Origin of the sequence: Nocardiopsis coralli, from assembly GCF_014892575.1 — a bacterium.
Classification (GTDB): Bacteria; Actinomycetota; Actinomycetes; order Streptosporangiales; family Streptosporangiaceae; genus Nocardiopsis; species Nocardiopsis coralli.
In genome coordinates this window covers 203515-225141 of sequence record NZ_JADBGI010000001.1, presented here as the reverse complement: position 1 = coordinate 225141, position 21627 = coordinate 203515, and the positions used below count along the sequence as shown (strand labels likewise).

The 21627-nt window shown below is 67.7% G+C and carries 17 protein-coding genes and 1 tRNA gene; 10 read left to right on the top strand and 8 right to left on the bottom strand.

From position 1 onward, the window contains the following. The first annotated feature begins 43 nt into the window (after window positions 1-43). Window positions 44-946, top strand: a complete 903-nt coding sequence (locus IDM40_RS01045; RefSeq protein ID WP_193120127.1) for a prenyltransferase — start codon at window positions 44-46, stop codon at window positions 944-946. Window positions 947-1175: 229 nt separating this feature from the next. Then, window positions 1176-2606: a pyruvate kinase gene (gene pyk, locus IDM40_RS01040; RefSeq protein ID WP_193119945.1), complete on the top strand. Its 1431-nt coding sequence runs from the start codon at window positions 1176-1178 to the stop codon at window positions 2604-2606. Window positions 2607-2732: 126 nt separating this feature from the next. On the opposite strand, the gene IDM40_RS01035 is transcribed toward pyk, so the two are convergent. The 4 genes from IDM40_RS01035 to IDM40_RS01020 form a co-directional block, all read right to left on the bottom strand. Next, window positions 2733-3713, bottom strand: a complete 981-nt coding sequence (locus tag IDM40_RS01035) for a DUF1266 domain-containing protein (RefSeq protein WP_193119944.1) — start codon at window positions 3711-3713, stop codon at window positions 2733-2735. 262 nt (window positions 3714-3975) lie between these two features. Continuing rightward, on the bottom strand, window positions 3976-4770 hold the full coding sequence (locus IDM40_RS01030; RefSeq protein ID WP_193119943.1) for a helix-turn-helix domain-containing protein: 795 nt from the start codon (window positions 4768-4770) through the stop codon (window positions 3976-3978). 116 nt (window positions 4771-4886) lie between these two features. Continuing rightward, the gene (locus IDM40_RS01025; protein WP_193119942.1) at window positions 4887-5693 is read right to left on the bottom strand and encodes a helix-turn-helix domain-containing protein; all 807 of its coding nucleotides are present in this window, start codon (window positions 5691-5693) and stop codon (window positions 4887-4889) included. A gap of 87 nt (window positions 5694-5780) precedes the next feature. Next, window positions 5781-5853, bottom strand: a tRNA-Leu gene (locus IDM40_RS01020). Window positions 5854-6014: 161 nt separating this feature from the next. On the opposite strand from IDM40_RS01020, the gene IDM40_RS01015 reads away from it, so the two are divergent. The 5 genes from IDM40_RS01015 to IDM40_RS00995 all read left to right on the top strand — a co-directional run bounded on the left by IDM40_RS01015 (window position 6015) and on the right by IDM40_RS00995 (window position 11222). Continuing rightward, window positions 6015-6584, top strand: coding sequence for an ANTAR domain-containing response regulator (locus IDM40_RS01015; protein ID WP_193120126.1), 570 nt, complete (start codon window positions 6015-6017; stop codon window positions 6582-6584). A gap of 364 nt (window positions 6585-6948) precedes the next feature. Further along, window positions 6949-8502: a branched-chain amino acid ABC transporter permease gene (locus IDM40_RS01010; RefSeq protein WP_193119941.1), complete on the top strand. Its 1554-nt coding sequence runs from the start codon at window positions 6949-6951 to the stop codon at window positions 8500-8502. A gap of 12 nt (window positions 8503-8514) precedes the next feature. Continuing rightward, window positions 8515-9504: a branched-chain amino acid ABC transporter permease gene (locus IDM40_RS01005; protein WP_193119940.1), complete on the top strand. Its 990-nt coding sequence runs from the start codon at window positions 8515-8517 to the stop codon at window positions 9502-9504. Next, on the top strand, window positions 9494-10369 hold the full coding sequence (locus IDM40_RS01000; RefSeq protein WP_193119939.1) for an ABC transporter ATP-binding protein: 876 nt from the start codon (window positions 9494-9496) through the stop codon (window positions 10367-10369). Before IDM40_RS01005 ends, IDM40_RS01000 begins: the two co-directional genes overlap by 11 nt. After that, window positions 10362-11222 carry an ABC transporter ATP-binding protein gene (locus IDM40_RS00995; protein ID WP_193119938.1) on the top strand — a complete coding sequence of 287 codons (861 nt, stop codon included), beginning with the start codon at window positions 10362-10364 and terminating at the stop codon, window positions 11220-11222. The genes IDM40_RS01000 and IDM40_RS00995 overlap by 8 nt, the downstream gene beginning before the upstream one ends. Before the next feature lie 87 nt (window positions 11223-11309). Here the strand turns inward: IDM40_RS00995 and IDM40_RS00990 are convergent, their stop codons facing one another. From IDM40_RS00990 to IDM40_RS00975, 4 genes are all read right to left on the bottom strand, one after another. After that, on the bottom strand, window positions 11310-12560 hold the full coding sequence (locus tag IDM40_RS00990) for an ABC transporter substrate-binding protein (RefSeq protein ID WP_193119937.1): 1251 nt from the start codon (window positions 12558-12560) through the stop codon (window positions 11310-11312). A 153-nt stretch (window positions 12561-12713) separates the two neighbouring features. Then, a complete protein-coding gene (locus IDM40_RS00985; protein ID WP_193119936.1) occupies window positions 12714-13961 on the bottom strand; it encodes an ABC transporter substrate-binding protein in 1248 nt (415 codons plus the stop codon). 95 nt (window positions 13962-14056) lie between these two features. Further along, window positions 14057-15298 carry an ABC transporter substrate-binding protein gene (locus IDM40_RS00980; RefSeq protein WP_193119935.1) on the bottom strand — a complete coding sequence of 414 codons (1242 nt, stop codon included), beginning with the start codon at window positions 15296-15298 and terminating at the stop codon, window positions 14057-14059. A gap of 421 nt (window positions 15299-15719) precedes the next feature. Further along, window positions 15720-16151, bottom strand: a complete 432-nt coding sequence (locus tag IDM40_RS00975) for a PaaI family thioesterase (protein WP_193119934.1) — start codon at window positions 16149-16151, stop codon at window positions 15720-15722. A gap of 131 nt (window positions 16152-16282) precedes the next feature. Here IDM40_RS00975 and polA point away from each other — a divergent pair, with 131 nt between their 5' ends. The 3 genes from polA to rpsA all read left to right on the top strand — a co-directional run bounded on the left by polA (window position 16283) and on the right by rpsA (window position 21522). After that, entirely contained in the window at window positions 16283-19078 is a 2796-nt protein-coding gene (gene polA, locus IDM40_RS00970; protein WP_193119933.1) for a DNA polymerase I, read from the top strand. 46 nt (window positions 19079-19124) lie between these two features. Further along, window positions 19125-19565 (top strand): alternative ribosome rescue aminoacyl-tRNA hydrolase ArfB, encoded by a 441-nt coding sequence (gene arfB, locus IDM40_RS00965; RefSeq protein WP_193119932.1) that lies wholly within the window; start codon window positions 19125-19127, stop codon window positions 19563-19565. A gap of 460 nt (window positions 19566-20025) precedes the next feature. Beyond that, on the top strand, window positions 20026-21522 hold the full coding sequence (gene rpsA, locus IDM40_RS00960; protein ID WP_193119931.1) for a 30S ribosomal protein S1: 1497 nt from the start codon (window positions 20026-20028) through the stop codon (window positions 21520-21522). Window positions 21523-21627: the final 105 nt, after the last annotated feature.

Below are 21627 nucleotides of genomic sequence, written 5' to 3'. Positions count from 1 at the left end.
TCACCCCCGCCGCACCCACACGTACCGTCGGACCATGACCGTTGTGACCTGGGACTCCTTCCGCGCCGCGGAGCACTTCACCATGCGCAACGCGCGGCTGCTCGACCGACACCGATTCGACTTCCTCTTCCAGGCCGGATCCGCCGAACACGTGCGATCCGCACTCGCCGCCTACCGCAACATCGACGGCGGATACGGCAACGGACTCGACCCGGACCTGCGCGGCCACGCCAGCCAACCCGTCTCCGTCGAACTCGCCCTACGCCTGCTCGACGAACTCGGCCCGCTCTCCCAACCCCTCGCCGCAGGCGTCTGCCGCTACCTCAACGCCAACGCCAACGCCGACGGCGGACTCCCCGCCGTCCTGCCCGGCGTCCGCCACACCGAAGCCGCACCCTGGTACCAACACACCGACGACTTCACCAGCCGGCTCGACACCACCGCCATGATCACCGGCCTCCTCCACAAACACCGCGTCACCCACCCCTGGCGCGACACCGCCACCGCCTACTGCTGGAAGAAGATCGACGGCCTCAAATGGACCGACCCCCACGAGGCCATCGGCATCTGCAGCTTCCTCCAGTACGTCCCCGACCGGCAACGCGCCATGGAAGCCCTCGGCCGGCTCTCCACCAAGATCCGCGCCGTCATCGACGTCCACCCGAGCGCCACCGGCCACGTCCACACACCCCTGGACCTGGCCTGCCACCCCGACCACATCGCCCGGCCGCTCTTCACCGACTCCGAGATCGAACGCAACCTCGAAGCCTTCGAACACGACCAGCGACCCGACGGCGGATGGGACGCCTGCTGGGACCACTGGGACACCGCCGCCACCATCGAACGCGAAGGCATGCGCACCATCCAACGCCTGCGCATCCTCCGCGCCTACGGCCGCATCCAGGTCGACCTGCCCCGGCCCCGCCGCGAAGACCCCACCGACTGAACCACCGCCCGTTCCGCACCACCCGCCGGGTGAGAACGCCAACACTTCACATACCGGACCGGCGGAACGGGCACCCACACCACAGAACCGCGAAGCCCCGCACACGTGGGCAAACATCCCATGTGTGCATTCGTGCACACCCCCGAGACGTCTTCTCGCAGACGAGAGGACATCCCATCGCAACCTGGTTTAGACCACTCCACCCACAGAACGCTCTAGAGTGTTACATGTGACACGTCGAGCCAAAATCGTCGCGACCCTCGGTCCCGCAACCTCGAGCCCGGACACCCTCCGACAGCTCGTCCAAGCAGGACTGGACGTCGCCCGCATCAACCTCAGCCACGGAACCCACGACGACCACCTCGCCGGCCTCGCCAACCTCCGCGCAGCCGCCGAGGCCGAACGCCGCCCCGTCGGCGTCCTCGCCGACCTCCAAGGCCCCAAGATCCGCGTCGGCACCTTCCCCGACGGACCCATCGAACTCGACGAGGGCGACGAGTTCACCATCACCACCGAAGACGTCCCCGGCGACCGACACCGCGTCTCCACCACCTACAAAGGACTCCCCGGAGACGTCCGCCCCGGCGACCGCGTCCTCATCGACGACGGCCGCGTCGTCCTCGAATGCACCAAAACCACCAGCACAGACGTCCACACACGCGTCATCTTCGGCGGACCCGTCTCCAACCACAAGGGACTCAACCTCCCCGGAGTCGCCGTCAGCGTCCCCGCCCTCACCGACAAGGACGAAGCGGACCTCCGCTGGGCCCTGCGCCAAGGCGTCGACATCGTCGCCCTCTCCTTCGTACGCAGCCCCGCCGACGCCGAAGAATGCCACCGCATCATGGACGAAGAGGGCGTCACCGTCCCCCTCATCGCCAAGATCGAAAAACCCCAGGCCGTCGAACGCCTCCACGACATCATCGAGGTCTTCGACGGCGTCATGGTCGCCCGCGGCGACCTCGGCGTCGAACTCCCCCTCGAAAACGTCCCCATGGTGCAGAAACGCGCCATCGAACGCTGCCGCGACAAGGCCAAACCCGTCATCGTCGCCACGCAGATGCTCGAATCCATGATCTCGGCGCCCCGACCCACCCGCGCCGAAGCCTCCGACGTCGCCAACGCCGTCCTCGACGGCGCCGACGCCGTCATGCTCTCCGGCGAAACCAGCATCGGCCAATACCCCGTCGACACCGTCGAAACCATGGCCCGCATCGTCGGAGCAGCCGAACAGGAGTCCCTCCGGGCCTCCCACATGCTCAACCGCGTCCCCGAGACCACCGGCGGCGCCATCGCCCGCGCCGCCGCCGAGATCGGCGCGACCGTCGGCGCACGCGCACTCGTCGCCTTCACCATGTCCGGCGAGACCGCACGACGCCTCGCCCGCTACCGCTCACCCATCCCGCTCATGGCCTTCACCACCGAAGGCCTCACCCGCGGACGCCTCTCACTCACCTGGGGCACCGAGACCAACCTCGTCCCCTGGGTCGACAACACCGACGACATGGTCCGCCAGGTCGAACACGAACTCCTGCAACACACCGACTACAACCGCGGCGACAAGATCGTCATCGTCGCAGGGAGCCCGCCCGGAACCACCGGCTCCACCAACTCTCTGCGCGTCCACCGCCTCGGGGACGCCGTTGCCCTGAACCCCTAGAAACAGAGCCCGACCGCACCACAGCGGAGGGACGTGTCGCATCGGGGCCGGCCCGGGAACGGCGCACCACGCGCCCGACCCCGGCCGGGCCCGGATGCGACACCCGGGGCGCGGCAACGCCCGCCCTCACTCCGAGGCCCGCACCTCATCACCCGCCGAAGCACCCTTGCCACCTTGCTCCGGCAACACCCGCTCCAACGGCATGTCCCACGGCAACAAGTTCCACGGACTCGACGGATCCTCGGTCAACAACCCCAACGCCGTCCAGATCCGGTCCTCACCCGAGTACTCGCCCAACATCCCCTTGCTCGGCCACAGCAGATACCCCGCATGGAACGCCGCCGCCAACTGCGTCCACGACGAATAACGTCGCTGCAGATCCGACGCCACCCGACGCAACATCGTCTGCGTCTCCGCCGGACTCAACCAATCCAGACTCGCGCCACCGCACACCAACCGGATCACGTGCACCGACTTCCACCACTGGTACGCACCGATGATCACGGTCTCGCGGCCCTCGCCCGCGCCCACCACCGAACGCAGACGGCGCACCTGCTCATCACTCAGCAACACGTGCGTACCCGTGTCCGCACCACCCTGCTCACGGGGAAGACGCGACTTCGCCGTCCCCGTACGCAGATCCACCACCAGATCCAACGTCGGACCCTGGTGCAGCTCCTCGTGCAGACCCTCCACCGTCGCGCGCAACGACTCCAGGCCCGTCACACCCCACTGCTCCTCCAGCACCCGCCGGTACCGGCGCCTCAACGACGGGCGCGCAACCACGTCCCAGGGCTCGGCCAACGCCACCCGGAACGGCGCGGCCACCGCCGCGGCCCAACGCTGCGTGCTCAACGGGGCCTCGGGGTCCTTCGTGCGCACCGAGGGGGACTCGCGCGTACCGATCACCAACTCCGCGAAGGAACCGGCCGCCAACACCGCCGCCGGAAGGAACGACCACCCCGGCAGACCCAGCGCGACCAGGAGCACCACCAAGAACGCAACGGGTGTCCACAACCAGGGCTGGCGGCGGCGCGAACCCCAGGCGACCACGACCCAGGCGCCAATCACCAGTGCGCCGACGACCCCGGCGACCACGGTCAGCACCCGTCGCTCCTCTCACGTGCTCTGTGTCGGTTACGCCCTCAAGGATCGACGACGCCGGCTCTCCTACGCGACCGAACTCACGGGTTGTGTTCAGGTTGTGGCCGTGATGTAACCGGTTCCGTCCATGTGCGTCCGCATTAAATGACAAAAGACCTATTCGGGGTGGAAGCGGACCCGTAATCGCGAAGGTTTCGGCCCTCCTCTTCACGAGCGCGCGGGCCCGCAGGGGAGCGTGGGCCCGCGCGTGAGCGGGGGAGACGCGTCAGTACTTGGGCCCCACGAAGGTGTCCATCCTGGCCACGGCGTCCTTGCGCGAGATCGAGATCGCCCGCTGGGACAGAACGGACGGTTGGCGCTTGACGTGCGCCTTCCACGGGATTCCGAGACGGTCCAGCGCATCCGTGAAGAGACCGACGATGTCCCGCGACGTGTTCGCGAAGAGGTACCGCGGATATGCGTGGAACCCCCGACCGTCCTTCTTCGGGATCCGGTTGAGCACCCGAGAACCGTCCGAGTGCATGAGGCCCCGCACGAACCGCTCCGAATGCTCCTCAACGATCACCTGCTGCCAGGGCTCCAGTGCGATGAGGCGCTCGTGTTTCTTCCCGGGCCCGTGCTGGGGGAACACACACGGCCAGTGCTTCCACTGACCGCAGATCATCGTGCACCCCACCGCCTGCACCCGCCCCACCTTGTGGTCCGGACGCACCGCAGCGATCGCGTCCGCGCACTCGCGCTGGAGGCCCGGCCACTTGTCGTCGCAGGCGATACGGAGCCGCCAGATCTTCTTGCGCGGGTCGCCGGCCGGGCTCAGGCACCCGTCGCCGAGGTAGAGCCCGAGCAGGTAGCTGTAGGCGTGCGCGGGCGTGGGAGGCCGGGGCACCGGCTCGCACCGGGGGCACAGGTCGGTGCCCAGATACTTGTCGGCCAAGGAGCGGTCCTGGGACCACTCGCGGAGCGTGGTGCGGTTGATGCCGGTCTGTCGGCTCACATCGGTCTGGGAGATTCCGGAGTCGAGGAGGGCGAGGGCATGGCGCCTGACATGTGGTGCATACATGCTGTGCATGATCGCTCACGCTTCGGACATTTTCTGGCGAGAGGTGCTCTGAACAGCAAAAAGGCCACCCCGGAAGGTGGCTGTGGCTGTGCTCCTGTTGTGGGTGGGGAGGGGTCTCAGCACTTGGCTCCGATGAAGCTGTCCATCCGTGCCACCGCCTCCTTGCGTGAGATGGAAACGATGTAGGCGTCCTGATACACCGGTTCCCGCTTGCTCACGTGGAGTTTCCAATCGATGTTCAGCCTGTCCAGCGCACGGAGGAGGATGTCGACGATGCCCGACGAGGTGTTGACGAACTGGTACCGCGGATACTCGTAGTACTTGTAGTGCGTCACATCGCCGGAACCCAGCTTCTTACGCACGCGGTTGATGAGCCGGCATCCGTCGGAGTGGATGAGCCCTCGCACCAGGGCTTCGGGGTGCGCGTCGACGATGCTCTGCTGCCAGGGTTCGAGGGCGATGGTGCGTTCGTGCTTCTTGCCGGGTCCGTGCTGGGGGAAGATGCACGCCCAGTGCTTGGAGTACGCCTTGATGGCGGTACAGCCCTTGCGTTGGACGGTGAACGGCTTGACCGGGAACACGGCCCCCATCGCTGCGTGGCAGTACGTGACCAACTGCGGGTATGCGCTGTCGTAGGTGATCCACAGCACGAACAGGCCCGGCTTGCGCTTGAACTCCGTGATGTGGCCGTCCCCGAGATAGGCGCCCAGGAGGTAGGCGTAGGCCTCTTCATGGATCATGGCCGTCGAGCATCGCGGGCAGTAGCCGATGCGCTTGAGCTCCGTCGCGAGGTTGCGCCTGCGGCTGTTGATCCAGTGGCTGACTGCCCGTTGTGACACCCCGCAGGTAGAAGCTATGCGTTGCTGGGTCCAGCCCTCGGTGTGTAGTGCGAGAGCCTTGTCGACGATCTTGCGTGAGTACATGCGGTGCATACTTGCTCACGCTTCGGACATTTTCGGGCCATGGGTGCCCTGAACAGCAAAAAGGCCACCCGATCGGGTGGCCTGCTGTGCCCTGGGTGGGACTCGAACCCACACTGTATGAGGTTTGAGCTCATTTTCTCTGCCGTTGGAATACCAGGGCTGGATTTCTTTGTCAAGCGATTCTCTGAAATTGATCCAGTTTCCGGTCCGGCGCTGTGCGGCCAACAGTGTAGTCACGATTGCCGCGCTTTGCCGGGGCCGACGCACAGCATACTAGCGGATCTCGGTAACCTCGAATGCGTGACGAGGACGCAGAGCCGTGTGGTGATCGCGGAAGACGAGGCCCTGATCCGCCTGGACCTCAAGGAGATGCTGGAAGAGGACGGCTACACCGTCGTCGGCGAGGCCGGTGACGGCGAGGCCGCTATCCGGCTTGCCCGGGAGGTCGAGCCCGACCTGGTGATCACCGACATCAAGATGCCGGTGCTCGACGGCCTCTCGGCCGCCGAGACCATCGCGGGCGAACGCATCGCCCCCGTGGTGATCCTGACGGCCTTCTCCCAGCGCGAGCTGGTGGAGCGGGCCCGGGAGGCCGGGGCGATGGCCTACCTGGTCAAGCCGTTCAACAAGACCGATCTGGTGCCGGCCATCGAGATGGCCACCTCCAGGTACGCCGAGCTGGCGGCTCTGGAGGCCGAGGTCGGCAGCCTCCAGGAGAGGCTGGAGACCCGGAAGCTGGTCGAGCAGGCCAAGGGACTGCTGCAGAGCCGACACGGCATGAGCGAGCCCGAGGCCTTCCGCTGGATCCAGAAGAACTCCATGGACAAGCGGCTGACCATGCGCAAGGTCGCCGAGACCGTGGTGGAGGCGCTCGGCGGCAAGCAGTCCTGACCGAAGACCCGCGCACGACCTGTTCGAGGGGCCGTCCCGATCCGTCGGGGCGGCCCCTCCGTCGTGTCCGGGGGCGGTCGGAGGGCCGTCTCAGAGGTGACGTTCGGTCGCTCAGGGCGTGCGCAGGAGCACAGTTCGTCAGGTCCTCCCGGGCAACGGCGAGACAGGTGTTCAGAATCCAGCCGGGCCGGGTGACGGTTCTGTCTCGTTTGCACACAATGGGATGACGGTTGGGTCACGTGGCTTAAGTGGGGCTGAAGGTCCGAGCTGAACCGGGCTAAACTCGCGGCACCGAACAGCAAGGACCAAGGCGCCCGGATGCCCCTATTCGGGGCGCCTTCCCCCAGACGCGCAAGGAGCGTGCGTGCGCACACGCCTCGTGACCGTGCTGCTCGCCCTGATCACCGCCTTCGTGGTGATCCCGGGGCCGGCGGCGACGGCGGACGAACAGGGCGGTGAATCGCTCACAGGCCAGATCGGGCAACCGGACGACCGTTCACAGGGTGTCGAAGGCATCCGCATCACGGTTTCCGACGGTGACGACGAGGTCGGAGCGGACGAGACCGACCCTGATGGAAATTGGGAGGTGGAGGTGCCCGGACCGGGCACCTACCACCTCGAGGTCGACCAGGCGTCCGTGCCCGGCGAGTACGAACTGCGCGAGACGCCGCTCGTGACCGACGGCACGGTCGAGGTCGAGTCGGGCGACAACCAGACCCTGATCCTCGCCCTGGTCGAGGCGGGGGAGGACCAACAGGAGGAGTCCTCGCCCTCGCCGGAGGACGACGCGGCCGAGGAGGACGAGGACGCGGCCGCCGACGAGGAGGGCATCGAGGTCGAGGGCGTCTCCGGCGGCTTCGGCGACCGCTTCGCCCAGCTGACCGCGGCGGGTGTGCTCTTCGGCCTGGTCATCGCGGTCTCGGCGATCGGCCTCTCGCTGATCTTCGGCACGACCAAGCTCATCAACTTCGCGCACGGCGACATGGTGACCTTCGGCGCGATGATGGCGCTGCTCTTCAGCACCGGCGCGGCCGGGTTGGGCAACTCGCTGTTGGCGATCTTCGCCGGTCTGGGCGGTGCGATCCTGCTGGGTGCGCTGCTCGAGGGCAAGGTCCGGGCGGTGCCGTTGATCGTGGCCCAGTGGTCGGCGGTCTTCGGCGGTATCGCGGTGGCCACGGCGATGGGCGTGGCCGGCGATTCGATCGAGTGGCAGGTGCCGTTGTGGGCCTCGGCGGGGATCGCCGTGGCCATGGGTGCGGTCCTGGGCGGGACGATGGAGCGCTATCTGTGGCGCCCGTTGCGGCGCAGGAACGTGGCGTTGATCCAGATGTTCATCGTCTCGATCGGTCTGGCGCTGGTGCTGCGGCACGTGATCCTGGTGCTGTTCAGCGCGAACCGGACGCGGTACTCGGGTTACCAGGTGCAGGAGATGGTGCACTTCGGTCCGGTGTCGTTGCCGCCGCGCGACCTCGTGATCATGGGTGTCGCGGTGGCGGTGCTGGTGCTGGTGGCGTGCCTGTTGCAGTTCACGCGGGTCGGCAAGGCGATGCGTGCGGTCTCGGACAACCGTGATCTGGCGGAGTCGTCCGGTATCGACGTGGACCGGGTGACGCTCTACGTGTGGTTCCTGGGCGGTGGTCTGGCGTCGCTGGGCGGTGTGCTCTTCGGCCTGAACCAGGTCGTCGACTACGAGATGGGCTTCCGCCTGCTGCTGCTGATGTTCGCCGCCGTGATCCTCGGTGGTCTGGGCACGGCGTACGGGGCGATGGTCGGCGGTCTTGCCGTCGGTCTGGTGGCGATGTTGTCCACCCTGTGGTTCCCGGCCCAGTTGATGGAGGCCTGGGCGCTGGCGTTGATGATCCTGATGCTGCTGGTCAGGCCGCAGGGTCTGCTCGGTCGGCGCGAACGGGTCGGCTAGGAGAGGTAGACGATGGATATTCTGACGATCCTCGCCGAGTCCGCCCGAACCGCGGTGGGTCCGGTCGCGGCGATCTATGCGTTGGCTGCGATCGGCCTGAATCTGCATTTCGGTTACACGGGTCTGCTGAACTTCGGTCAGGTCGGGTTCATGCTGGTGGGCGCTTACGGCGTCGGTATCAGTGTGGGTGTGTTCGATCTGCCGGTGTTGGTCGGGTTCGTCGTGGGCCTGGCGTGCGCTGTGGTGTTGGCGTTGTTGTTGGGTATTCCGACGCTGCGGTTGCGTGCGGATTATCTGGCGATCAGTACGATCGCGACGGCCGAGGTGTTGCGGTTGGTCTATCGGGCGGGTTTCGCCGAGCCGTTGACCAATGGTGTGTACGGGTTGCAGAACCTGTCCTCGGGTTTCCGGTCGGTGAATCCGTTCGAGGCTGCTGATCGGTACGGCTTCGGGGTGTTCAATTTCAGCGGTAACCACCTGTGGGTCATGGTTGTGACCTGGGGTCTGGTGGGGTTGTTCGCGTTGTTGACGTGGATGTTGATGCACAGCCCGTGGGGGCGTGTCATCAAGGGCATCCGTGAGGACGAGGACGCGGTGCGCAGCCTCGGCAAGAACGTGTTCGCGTACAAGATGCAGGTGTTGGTGCTGGGGGGCATGATCGGTGCTCTGGCCGGCGCGATGATGGCGGTGCATCAGGCGGCGATCAACCCGGACCAGTTCAAGCCGCAGGTGACGTTCTTCCTGTGGGCGATTCTGCTGTTGGGTGGTGCGGGCCGTGTTCTGGGTCCGGTCATCGGTTCGGTGGTGTTCTGGTTCTTGATGAACTTCACGGACGGGTTGTTGCGTGCGTTGGGCAGTGAGGGTTATCTGCCGTTCCTGTCCGGTCCGGACTTCGGTGCGATCCAGTTGGCTTTCGTGGGTCTGCTGTTGGTGGTGCTGATCGTCTTCCGGCCGCAGGGTCTCATCGGCGATCGCAAGGAGATGCTGATCAATGTCAAGTGACGAGACGACGGTGTCCGGTGCCGAGGACCGTATGGCGGGTGTGGAGCCGGTTCCGGGTGTGGCCAAGCCCGATCCGATCCTGGTGGCCAACGGGGTGCGCCGTTCGTTCGGTGGTCTGAAGGCCGTGGATGTGGGCCATCTGGAGGTGCAGCGGGGGACGATCACGGCGTTGATCGGTCCGAACGGTGCGGGCAAGTCGACGTTGTTCAACCTGTTGACGGGGTTCGACCGTGTGGACGAGGGGCGTTGGTCCTTCGAGGGCGCGGCGATCAATGGTCGGCGGGGCCATCAGGTGGCGCGTTCGGGGATGGTGCGGACGTTCCAGTTGACGAAGGCGCTGACGCGGATGTCGGTGTTGGACAACATGCTGCTGGGTGCTCAGGGGCAGTTCGGTGAGCGGATGGCCGGTGCGTTGTGGCGGCCGGGTTGGGCGCGTCAGGAGCGGGCCAACACCGAGCGTGCGTTGGAGCTTTTGGAGCGGTTCCGGCTGGTCGACAAGCGCGATGACATGGCGGGGTCGCTCTCGGGTGGTCAGCGCAAGTTGTTGGAGATGGCGCGGTCGTTGATGACCGAGCCGAGCATGATCATGTTGGACGAGCCGATGGCGGGTGTGAACCCGGCGTTGGTGCAGTCGTTGTTGAGTCACATCACGTCGTTGCGGGACGAGGGGCGCACGGTCCTGTTCGTGGAGCACGACATGGACGTGATCATGGGCATCAGCGATTGGATCGTGGTGTTGGCGCAGGGTCGGGTGATCGCGGAGGGGCGTCCTTCCGACATCAAGTCCGACAAGCAGGTGATCGACGCCTACCTGGGTGCCCAGGACGACGAGGCGGCCGAGTCCCGGGAGGGCGACGATGGCTGACAACGGTGAGAACGGCAGGCTGCCGGCCGAGGAGGTCCCTGTCGAGGTCGAGAACGCGGCTGTGGCTCAGGAGCAGCGTGAGGAGGTCCTGGAGCAGGCGCGGGCCGAGGCGTTGGAGGTGGGTGGTCCTGAGGATTATCTGCTTCTGGCCAAGGATGTGGTGGCCGGTTATGTGCCGGGTGTGAACATCTTGAACGGGTGCACGCTGACCTTGTCGGAGGGCGAGGTCGTGGCGATCATCGGTCCGAACGGTGCGGGGAAGTCGACGTTGATCAAGACGGTCTTCGGTCTGATCCCGGTGCGTGAGGGTGATGTGACGCTGCGGGCGTCGAGTATCGCGGGTCTGCCGGCGCACAGTCTGGTGGAGCGTGGTGTGGGGTATGTGCCTCAGACGCAGAACGTGTTCCCGTCGTTGACGATCGAGGAGAATCTGCAGATGGGGGCGTTCTTGCGTCCTCGGAGTTTTGCGGAGCGTTTCGGTTTCGTGTCGGACCTGTTCCCGTTGTTGGCGGATCGGCGGCGTGCGAAGGCGGGTTCGTTGTCGGGCGGTGAGCGCCAGATGGTGGCGATGGGCCGGGCTCTGATGATGGATCCGTCGGTGTTGTTGCTGGACGAGCCGACGGCGGGGTTGTCGCCGATCTTCCAGGAGGATGTGTTCCAGCGGGTCAAGGAGGTCAACGAGACGGGTGTCTCGGTGGTGATGGTGGAGCAGAATGCGCGCCGTTGCCTGCAGATCTGTGACCGGGGTTATGTGCTGGACCAGGGGCGTAACGCCTATTCGGGTTCTGGTGCTGATCTGTTGGAGGATCCGAACGTCATCGAGTTGTACTTGGGGACGTTGGCGAAGGGGTGATCGTGCCCCGTTGAGAACGTTCGAGGGCGGGGACGGCCGGTGGTGGCCGTCCCCGCCCTTCGTCGTGTTCGGGGGTTGTGCGCGGTTTCAGTTCCGGTCGTCGGTGTAGTCGACGTATTCGCGGATGTCGTAGCCGTCGGCGCCGAATTCGAAGATCTCGAAGGTGGCGGCGCTGGGGTCGCCGTTGTCGTCGAGGTCGATGTCGCCGCTGGCGCCCTGGTAGTCGATGTCCTCGCCGCCGTCGAGGAGGTCGCGGCACTCTTCGAAGCCGGTGCATTCGGTGCCGTCGGGGCGGCTGACCTCGACGATGTGGGGGGTGTAGTCGGCGGGGTCGGTGCTGTCGGCGGATTCGGCGGCCAGGGCGATGAGGTTGACGCAGTCGTAGACCTGGGGTGCGAACTGGAAGATCTGCAGGTCGTCGTCGAAGCCGCTGATGCCTTCGTTGAACTCGGGGTTGTCGGCGCTGGGGGCGACGCCGGTGACGCCGGTGACGAGGTCGGCGTTCTCGCTGACGGTGGCGCCGAGGTCGGGGTCGTTGAGGCCGTCGGTGACGTAGACCTGGTCGCCGTCGAGGCCGGATTCGAGGAGGGAGGCGAGGATCTGGGTGCCTTCCTCGAAGGAGATGAGGGCGACGGCGTCGACGTTGCGTTCGTTGACGGCTTCGATGACGGCGCCGAAGTTGGTGGTGTCGGGGTCGTAGGTCTCGGCGATGGGGACCTGGGCGCCGTTGGAGCGGAGTTCGTTCTGGACGGCCTGGAGGTAGCCGGAGCCGTAGTCGTCGGCGCGGGCGACGACGGCGACGTTCTGGTGGCCGTCGTCGAGGATCTCCTGGGCGAGGACGGGGCCGGCCATGAGGTCGCTGGGTGCGGTGCGGTGGAAGTGACCGCCGTCGTCGATGTCGCTGAGGTCGGGGGCGGTGCTGGAGCCGGAGCACTGGGCGATGCCGGCGCCGGTGATGGTCTGGTGGACGGCTTGGGTCATGCCGGAGGCTGCGGCGCCGATGACGGCGTCGGCGCCGTCGGCGACGAGGGTGCCGGCGGAGTCGTTGGCGCGGCCTTCTTCGCCGGCTTCGTCGGCGGTCATGGGGTCGGGGACGTCGGTTCCGAGGACGCCGCCGGCGTCGTTGATCTCGGAGATGGCGTATTCGGTGGCGGCGAGCTGGGGCGGGCCGAGGTAGGCGAGGTTGCCGGTCTGGGGGTAGAGGATGCCGAGGTTGAGGGCGTTCTCGTCGGTGGTGGGTTGGTCGGTGCCGTCGCCGTTGCCGCAGGCGGTGAGGGTGAGGGTGAGGGCGGTGAGGACTGCGGGCAGGGTCAGGGCTCTGGCTCTGGCTGTGGTCATGGTCGTGGTGGTCCGTTCGGGTGTTGCGCGCCGGGGCGCCGTGGGTGGTGTCGGGCGGGGGGATGGGGTCGGCCCCCGGGGTGGTCGGGCGCGCCACGGCGGGGGCGCGTTCCGCTTTCCGGGGGCCGCGGGTGGATGGTACGCGGGTGCGGGTCAGTCGTCGTACGCGTAGTCGACGTAGTCGTCGATACCGTAACCGTCGTCGTCGAAGTGGAAGACCTCGAAGGTGGCGGTGGTGGGGTCGCCGTTGTCGTCGAGGTCGATGTTGCCGCTCACGCCTTGGTAGTCGATGTCGTCGCCGTCGTCGAGGAGGTCGCGGCACTCTTCGAAGCTGGTGCATTCGGTGCCGGGCGGTCGGGTGACGTCGGAGATGTGCTCGACGTATTCGCCGGGGTCGGTGCTCTGGGCGGATTCGGCGGCCAGGGCGATGGTGGTGACGCAGTCGTACTTCTGGGGTGCGAACTGCAGGACGTCGAGGTCGGGGTCGAAGTCGCGGAGTCCTTCGTCGAACTCGGGGGCGTCGGCGCCAGGGGTGACGCCGGTGGTGCCGTTGATGACGTCGGGGTCGTTCTCGTTGACGGTGGTGCCGAGGTCGGGGTCGTTGAGGCCGTCGGTGAGGTAGAGCTGGTCGCCGTCGATGCCGGCTTCGAGGAGTTCGGCCATGAGTTGGGCGCCCTCTTCGAAGGAGATGAGGGCGACGGCGTCGGCGTCGGATCCGTTGACGCCGTTGACGACGGTGTCGAAGTTGGTGGCGTCGGGGTCGTAGGTGTCGGTGTGGACGACGTCGGCGCCGAGGCCTTCGAGTTCGCTCTCGACGGCGTCGAGGTAGCCGGAGCCGTAGTCGTCGGCGCGGGCGACGATGGCGGTGCTGACGTGGCCGTCCTCGACCATGCGTTGGGCGAGGACGGGGCCGGCCATGAGGTCGCTGGGTGCGGTGCGGAAGTAGTAGCCGCCGTCGTCGATGTCGCTGAGTTCCGGGGCGGTGTTGGCTCCGGAGCACTGGACGATGCCTGCGCCGGTGATGGTGTCGTAGATGGCTTGGGTCATGGCGGAGGCGCCTGCGCCGATGACGGCGTTGACCTCGTCGGCGACGAGGTTGTTGGCGGCGTCGTTGGCCTGTCCGGCGTCGCCTGCTTCGTCGGCCTCGTTGAGTGCGGGGACGTCGGTGCCGAGGATGCCGCCGGCGTTGTTGATGTCCTCGATGGCGTAGGAGGCGGCTGCTTCCTGTGGGGGGCCGAGGAAGGCGAGGGGGCCGGTCTGGGGGTAGATGATGCCGAAGGTGAATTCGTCGCCGGCGTCTGCCGTTCCGCCTCCGCCGTTGTCGCCGTCTCCGCAGGCGGTGAGGCCGAGGACGAGGGCCGCGGTGGCTGCGCCGATGCGCAGGGGTGTGCGTGGTGCCATGGACCGTCTTTCTCGTGCGTCGGATAACGAAGGGCACGACCACTCGTGTGCGGCCGTGCCCGGGGGATGCTTCTTCTCCTTCGCTGTCTGAGGAGTTAGTCCTCTTCGGCGTAGTCGACGAAGTCGAGGGTGCCGTGGCCGTCCTCGTCCCAGTGGAAGACCTCGAAGGTGGCGGCGGTGGGGTCGCCGTTGTCGTCGAAGTCGATGTTGCCGCTGGTGCCCTGGTAGTCGATCTCCTCGCCGTCCTGGAGGAGGTCGCGGCACTCTTCGAAGCTGGTGCACTCGGTGCCTTCGGGGCGGCTGATCTCACCGAGGTGGTCGACGTACTCGGTGGGGTCGGTGCTCTGGGCGGATTCGGCGGCCAGGGCGATGGCGGTGACGCAGTCGTAGACCTGCGGGGCGAACTGGAAGACGTCGAGGTCGGGCTCGAACTCGCGCAGGCCTTCGTTGAACTCGGGGTTGTCGGCGCCGGGGGCGACACCGGTCATGCCGTTGATGACCTCGGGGTCGTCCTCGTTGACGGTCTCGCCGAGGTCGGGGTCGTTGAGGCCGTCGGTGACGTAGAGCTCTTCGCCGTCGAAGCCTGCTTCGAGGAGTTCGGCGATGACCTGGGCGCCCTCTTCGAAGGAGATGAGGGCGACGGCGTCGGCGTCGGCGTTGTTGGCGCCGTTGACCACCGAGTCGAAGTTGGTGGCGTCGGGGTCGAACGTGTCGGTGTGGACGACGTCGGCGCCGAGGGCCTCGAGTTCGCTCTCGACGGCGTCGAGGTAGCCGGAGCCGTAGTCGTCGGCGCGGGCGATGACGGACATGCTGACGTGGCCGTCGTCGACCATCTGTTCGGCCATGACGGGGCCGGCCATGAGGTCGCTGGGTGCGGTCCGGTAGAAGTAGCCGCCGTCGTCGATGTCGCTGAGTTCGGGTGCGGTGCTGGAGCCCGAGCACTGGACGATCTCTGCGCCGGTGACGGAGTCGTAGACGGCCTGGGTCATGCCGGAGGCCGCGGCGCCGATGACGGCGTTGACCTCGTCGGCGACGAGGTTGTTGGCGGCGTCGTTGGCCTGTCCGGCGTCGCCTGCTTCGTCGGCCTCGCTGATGTCGGGGACGTCGGTGCCGAGGATGCCGCCTGCGGTGTTGATGTCCTCGATGGCGTACTCGGCTGCGGCGAGCTGGGGCGGGCCGAGGAAGGCCAGGCTGCCGGTCTGGGGGTAGAGGATGCCGAAGTTGAACTCTTCACCGGCTTCTCCGCCGTCCCCGGTGTCGCCGTTGCCGCACGCGGAGAGCCCCAGTACAAGGGCCGCGGTGGCGGCAGTCAGGCCGAGGGCCTTCTTGCTTGCCATGATCGTGGTCACTCCGTTCAACCGGCGAGGGACCGGCCGTGGTCTGCGGCCGGACCGATCTTTGCGCGTTCGTCCTGATGTCCGACATGTGTGGCATGACTTAAGCAGGAGCGTTAGCGGAGCTTAAACATGGAAGCTCTGTGGCGAGAAGTGAAAAACGAGACTTGGTGCCGACTCGCCTCCGAGGCGTTATGAAGCTGTGGTCATCCCTGCTGGCGGGTGGTGCGTCCGTGTTTCGGCGCGGTCCGTGTGTTGAGCCGGGCTTCGGTCGGCCGTGAAGCGTGGCTTGTCGTCGGGTGGTCCACGGGCGTGTGCGCGCACCGCCCCCGGGCGTGTGTGCGCACAGAGGCGTGCGCGCGCAGAAGGGCCCCGCCGGGGAGCGGCTCTCCGGCGGGGCCCTTCGTCGAGAGCACGGGAGGCCTCAGACCCCCTCGGGAGCCTCCCGCAGCATGCAGGTCAGCCGGGAGGTGCACACCTTGCGGCCCTGGTCGTCCGTGATGGTGATGTCCCAGGTCGCCAGGGTGCGCCCGAGGTGCACCGGGGTGGCCACACCGGTCACGTGGCCCTCGGTGGCCGACCGGTGGTGGGTGGCGTTGATCTCGATGCCCACGGCGATGCGGCCGAACTGCTGGGCGTGCACCATCGAACCGATCGAGCCGAGCGACTCCGCCAGCACGCAGGAGGCGCCGCCGTGCAGCAGGCCGTAGGGCTGGCGGTTGCCCTCGACGGGCATGCGGCCCACGACCCGCTCGGCCGTGGCCTCGCTGATCTCCATGCCCATGCGCTCGCCCAGGCCCCCGGTCAGGGCGCCCGAATCGATGAGCGAGCGCATGTCCTCGGGGTTGGTCGTCATGTCGTGCCTTCCGATCCGTGGGAGAGGCCCCGGCCCGGGCGGGTGGCGGCGGCCCCCGTCCGGGGGGTCCTCGTGGCGCGGCCCTGCCAAGAGGCCGCGGACTGTCTGCGGAGCATCCTAGGATTCCTTGTGTGGTGACCAAGCGAGAGACCCCCGATCAGACGAACCGGGCCGGTACGGCCCCGACCGCCTCCGACAGCGGGGGCCGGCGCCCCAGACTGCTGCTCCTGGACGGCCACTCCATGGCCTTCCGCGCCTTCTTCGCCCTTCCGGTGGAGAACTTCGGCACGAGCACGGGCCAGTCGACCAACGCCATCTACGGTTTTGCGTCGATGCTGGTCAAGCTCTTGCGTGAGGAGGAGCCCACCCACGTCGCGGTGGCCTGGGACCTGTCCGGCCCCACGTTCCGGGACGAGGAGTACGAGGGTTACAAGGGAGGGCGTTCGGAGACCCCGCCCGAGTTCCCCGCCCAGGTGCCCCTCACCCAGGACCTCATGCGCCTGATCGGTGTGGCCAACCTGTCGGCGCCCGGGTACGAGGCCGACGACGTCATCGCGACCCTGGCGCACCAGGGGGGCGAGGCCGGCATGGAGGTCCTCATCGCCTCCGGCGACCGCGACGCCTTCCAGCTGGTCACCGGCGACTGCACGGTGCTGTACCCGGGACGCAGCCTGTCCGACCTCAAGCGCATGACCCCCGAGGCGGTCGAGGACAAGTACGGGGTCCCGCCCGAGCGCTACCGCGACCTGGCCGCGCTGGTGGGGGAGAAGGCCGACAACCTGCCCGGCGTGCCGGGGGTGGGCCCCAAGACGGCCGCGAAGTGGATCACCAAGTTCGGGTCCCTGGACGAGCTCGTGGCCCACGCCGACGAGCTCACCGGCAAGGCGGGGCAGAACTTCCGCGACCACCTCGACGACGTCCTGCGCAACATGCGGCTCAACCTCCTGGCGAACGACGTCGAGCTCGAGACCGGGGTGGGCGACCTGACCCTGGGCGAGGCCGACCGTGCGGGCGTCGACGCGCTCTTCGACAACCTGGAGTTCGCCTCCAACCTGCGCGAGCGCCTCTACGGCGTCATCAACGTCGACGAGGCCGCCGCACAGGGCGAGTCCGGGGCCGCCGAGGGCTTCGAGGTCGACCTGACCGTGCCCGGGACCGGCGGGCTCACGGCCTGGCTGGCCGAGCACGCCGCGCCGGAGGCCCTGACCACGGCGGCGCCGGCCGGGTTGGCCCTGGAGGCGACCTGGGGGCGGGGCACCGGCCGCGTGGACGCGCTCGCGATCAGCGTGCCCAGCGGAGCCGCAGCAGCCGTCGACCCCACTGCCCTGGACGCGGCCGACACCGAGGCACTGGCGGCCTTCCTCGCCGACCCCGACCGCCCCAAGGTCGTGCACGAGTACAAGGGTGCGCTGCTGGCCCTGGGCGCCCACGGGTGGGACCTGGCCGGGACGCGGTGCGACACCGCGCTGGCCGCCTACCTGGCCCAGCCCGGGCAGCGCCGGTTCGACCTGCCCGACCTGGTCCGGCGCTACCTGGGCCGGGAGCTGGAGGAGGAGAGCACCGGGCAGACCCAGCTCACCCTCGACGTGGAGGGCTCCGACGAGGGCCCCCAGCACGCGCTCGCGGTGCGGGCCGCCGCCACCCGCGACCTGGCCGCGGTGCTGGTGGCCGAGCTCGACAAGCGCGGGGGTTCCCAGCTGCTCACCGACCTGGAACTGCCTCTGGTGGACGTGCTCGCCAAGATGGAGCGGGCCGGGATCGCCGCGGACCTGCCCTACCTGGAGGAGCTGCAGGCCGAGTTCGCGGCTGCCGCCCGCCAGGCCGAGGAGCAGGCCCACGAGGTGGTGAAGAAGGACGGTGTCGAGGCGTTCAACCTCGGCTCGCCCAAGCAGCTGCAGAAGGTGCTCTTCGAGGACCTCGGCCTGCCGCGGACCAAGAAGATCAAGACCGGCTACACCACCGACGCGTCGGCGCTGGCGTGGCTGGCCACGCAGACCGACCACGAGCTCCCGGCCCTGCTGCTGCGCCACCGGGACCAGACCAAGCTGCGGACCACGGTCGAGGGGCTCATCAAGACGGTGGCCGACGACGGGCGGATCCACACCACCTTCAACCAGACGGTGGCGGCGACCGGCCGGCTCAGCTCCACGGACCCGAACCTGCAGAACATCCCGGTGCGCACCGACGTGGGCCGCCGCATCCGCCGCGCGTTCGTGGTCGGCGAGGGTTACCAAGAGCTGATGACGGCCGACTACAGCCAGATCGAGCTGCGCATCATGGCGCACCTGTCGGGCGAGCAGGCGCTCATCGACGCCTTCAACAGCGGCTACGACTTCCACGCCCAGATGGCCGCGCAGGTCTTCGGGATCGGCGTGGAGGAGGTCGACGGGGAGGCCCGTTCCAAGATCAAGGCGATGAGCTACGGGCTCGCCTACGGTCTGAGCGCCTACGGGCTGTCCCAGCAGCTGGACATCCAGCCCGACGAGGCCCGCCGCCTCATGGACGACTACTTCGCCGAGTTCGGCGGGGTGCGCGACTACCTGCAGGCGGTCGTGGAGCAGGCTCGCAGGGACGGGTACACCGAGACGACCCTGGGCCGGCGCCGTTACCTGCCGGACCTGACCAGCGACAACCGCCAACGCCGTGAGATGGCCGAGCGCATGGCCCTGAACGCGCCCATCCAGGGGTCGGCGGCCGACATCATCAAGGTCGCCATGCTCAAGGTCGACGCGGCCCTGTCCGCCTCGGACCTGGCTTCGCGGGTGCTGCTGCAGGTCCACGACGAACTCGTGGTGGAGGTCGCCCCGGGCGAGCGCGAGGAGGTCGAAAAGCTCGTGACGCACGAGATGGGCTCGGCCTATGATCTGCGCGTGCCGCTGGCGGTCTCGGTCGGCGGCGGACCCAACTGGCACGACGCGGCGCACTAGGCGCCCCGCGCGCAGGCGCGCGCAACTATGGAGGAGGCGGGCAGCGGTGAGTACCAACCCGGGGGAGAAGGACCTGACCTTCGGATCGGTGACCGTGCCCGCCTCCGACCTGCAGTGGCGCTTCAGCCGCTCCTCGGGGCCGGGCGGCCAGCACGTCAACACCTCGGCGACGAGGGTGACGCTGTCGGTGGACCTGTCGGTCTGCGGCGGGCTGGGGCACACGCGGCGCGAACGGGCCCTGGAGCGGTTGGCCGGGCGTCTGAGCGGCGGGGTCCTGAGCGTGAGCGCACAGGACCACCGTTCGCAGGTGCGCAACCGCGAGGAAGCCCTGGAGCGGATGGCGGAGCTGTTGGCCGAGGCCACGGCCCCGCCGCCCCGTGTGCGGCGGCGTTCCAAACCGAGCAGGTCGGCCCGGCGCCGGCGGGTGGACGACAAGCGCCGGCGGGGCGAGCTCAAGCGGAACCGGTCGCGTCCGACGGGGGAGTGAGGGCCCGGACGTGATGTCGGTCGCTTTGGGTCCGTTCAGTTTTCGGACTCCGGGTGTCCGTAACCCGTTCACTCGGCGGCCGCAGGTGCCCGGAACGCCCGTTTCGCCGGGGGATCGGCACGTGGAGCGCTTGAACTCGCCGCTCGGGCTCCGGTAAGTTGCGGCCATTGCGGCCTTCGCCGGGTTGGCGGCCCGGGGTTCCGATTGACCAGGACACCCACATCTCATATTCTGACGGAAGCGTTGTGGGTTCGTGCGTGCGTCACCGTCTCCCGGACGTGGGGACGGAGGGGCTGCACCGTTCGGTCACCACTCCTGGACCCGGCGGCTGGCGGCCACGGATCGGCTCGTTCCGTATGTGGCCCTGCTCCTTACTTTCTGGAATGACGGATCGACGGGCACACCGGACCCACCGCGTGCCCATTTTCTGATCCTGTCCGTATCCGGAGTCCACCCACACATGACGAGCAGCACCGAGGCCACCTCGACACCCCAGGTAGCGGTCAACGACATCGGGTCCGAGGAAGCCTTCCTCGCGGCGATCGACGAGACCATCAAGTACTTCAACGACGGCGACATCGTTGAGGGCACCATCGTGAAGGTCGATCGAGACGAGGTCTTGCTCGACATCGGCTACAAGACCGAGGGTGTGATTCCTTCACGCGAGCTCTCGATCAAGCACGACGTCGACCCGAGCGAGGTCGTCGCCGTCGGCGACCAGGTCGAAGCCCTCGTTCTCCAGAAGGAGGACAAGGAAGGCCGCCTGATCCTGTCCAAGAAGCGCGCCCAGTACGAGCGCGCCTGGGGCACGATCGAGAAGATCAAGGAGGAGGACGGCGTCGTCACCGGCACCGTCATCGAGGTCGTCAAGGGCGGTCTCATCCTCGACATCGGTCTCCGCGGCTTCCTGCCGGCATCCCTGGTCGAGATGCGCCGCGTCCGCGACCTGCAGCCCTACGTGGGCCGTGAGCTCGAGGCCAAGATCATCGAGCTGGACAAGAACCGCAACAATGTGGTCCTGTCCCGCCGCGCCTGGCTCGAGCAGACCCAGTCCGAGGTCCGCCAGACCTTCCTCAACACCCTCCAGAAGGGCCAGATCCGCAAGGGCGTCGTCTCCTCGATCGTCAACTTCGGTGCCTTCGTGGACCTGGGTGGCGTCGACGGTCTGGTCCACGTCTCCGAGCTCTCCTGGAAGCACATCGATCACCCGAGCGAGGTTGTCGAGGTCGGCCAGGAGGTCACCGTCGAGGTTCTCGACGTGGACATGGAGCGCGAGCGCGTCTCCCTGTCGCTCAAGGCGACGCAGGAGGACCCCTGGCAGCAGTTCGCCCGCACGCACCAGATCGGCCAGGTCGTTCCCGGCAAGGTCACCAAGCTGGTTCCGTTCGGTGCGTTCGTGCGCGTCGAGGAGGGCATCGAGGGCCTGGTCCACATCTCCGAGCTGGCCGAGCGCCACGTCGAGGTGCCCGAGCAGGTCGTCCAGGTCGGCACCGAGATCTTCGTCAAGATCATCGACATCGACCTCGACCGCCGCCGCATCAGCCTCTCGCTGAAGCAGGCCAACGAGGCCGTCTCGCCCGACCAGGTGGACTTCGACCCGACCCTGTACGGCATGGCCGCCGACTACGACGAGCAGGGCAACTACAAGTACCCCGAGGGCTTCGACCCCGAGAGCGGCGAGTGGCTCGAGGGCTTCGAGGCCCAGCGCGACGAGTGGGAGCGCAACTACGCCGAGGCGCAGGCCCGCTTCGAGGCGCACCGCAAGCAGGTCGAGGAGGCGCGTGCGGCCGAGGCCGACGCCGCCAACGCCCCGGCCGTCGAGGAAGAGGAAGAGTACACCGGTGGTGGCGGTGGCAACAGCCAGCCCGCCGCCCAGGAGACCTCCTCCAGCGGCGCCCTGGCCTCCGACGAGGCCCTGGCTGCCCTGCGCGAGAAGCTCGCCGGCGGCGAGGCCTGATCGCACTCGGGCGGTGACGCCTGAACAGGTCCCCGCGGGGGTCTGTTGAAGACGCCACGAAGGGCCGTCCCCACACGGGGGCGGCCCTTCGTCGTGTCCGCGCCC

Bases quoted from the DNA above. Each gene is read 5' to 3' on its own strand.
- IDM40_RS01025 (WP_193119942.1), bottom strand. From the start codon at position 5,693: ATGTACTCACGCAAGATCGTCGACAAGGCTCTCGCACTACACACCGAG.
- IDM40_RS00995 (WP_193119938.1), top strand. From the start codon at position 10,362: ATGGCTGACAACGGTGAGAACGGCAGGCTGCCGGCCGAGGAGGTCCCT.
- IDM40_RS01000 (WP_193119939.1), top strand. From the start codon at position 9,494: ATGTCAAGTGACGAGACGACGGTGTCCGGTGCCGAGGACCGTATGGCG.
- IDM40_RS00990 (WP_193119937.1), bottom strand. From the start codon at position 12,560: ATGACCACAGCCAGAGCCAGAGCCCTGACCCTGCCCGCAGTCCTCACC.
- IDM40_RS00980 (WP_193119935.1), bottom strand. From the start codon at position 15,298: ATGGCAAGCAAGAAGGCCCTCGGCCTGACTGCCGCCACCGCGGCCCTT.
- rpsA (WP_193119931.1), top strand. From the start codon at position 20,026: ATGACGAGCAGCACCGAGGCCACCTCGACACCCCAGGTAGCGGTCAAC.
- IDM40_RS00985 (WP_193119936.1), bottom strand. From the start codon at position 13,961: ATGGCACCACGCACACCCCTGCGCATCGGCGCAGCCACCGCGGCCCTC.
- IDM40_RS01005 (WP_193119940.1), top strand. From the start codon at position 8,515: ATGGATATTCTGACGATCCTCGCCGAGTCCGCCCGAACCGCGGTGGGT.
- IDM40_RS01030 (WP_193119943.1), bottom strand. From the start codon at position 4,770: ATGTATGCACCACATGTCAGGCGCCATGCCCTCGCCCTCCTCGACTCC.
- IDM40_RS00975 (WP_193119934.1), bottom strand. From the start codon at position 16,151: ATGACGACCAACCCCGAGGACATGCGCTCGCTCATCGATTCGGGCGCC.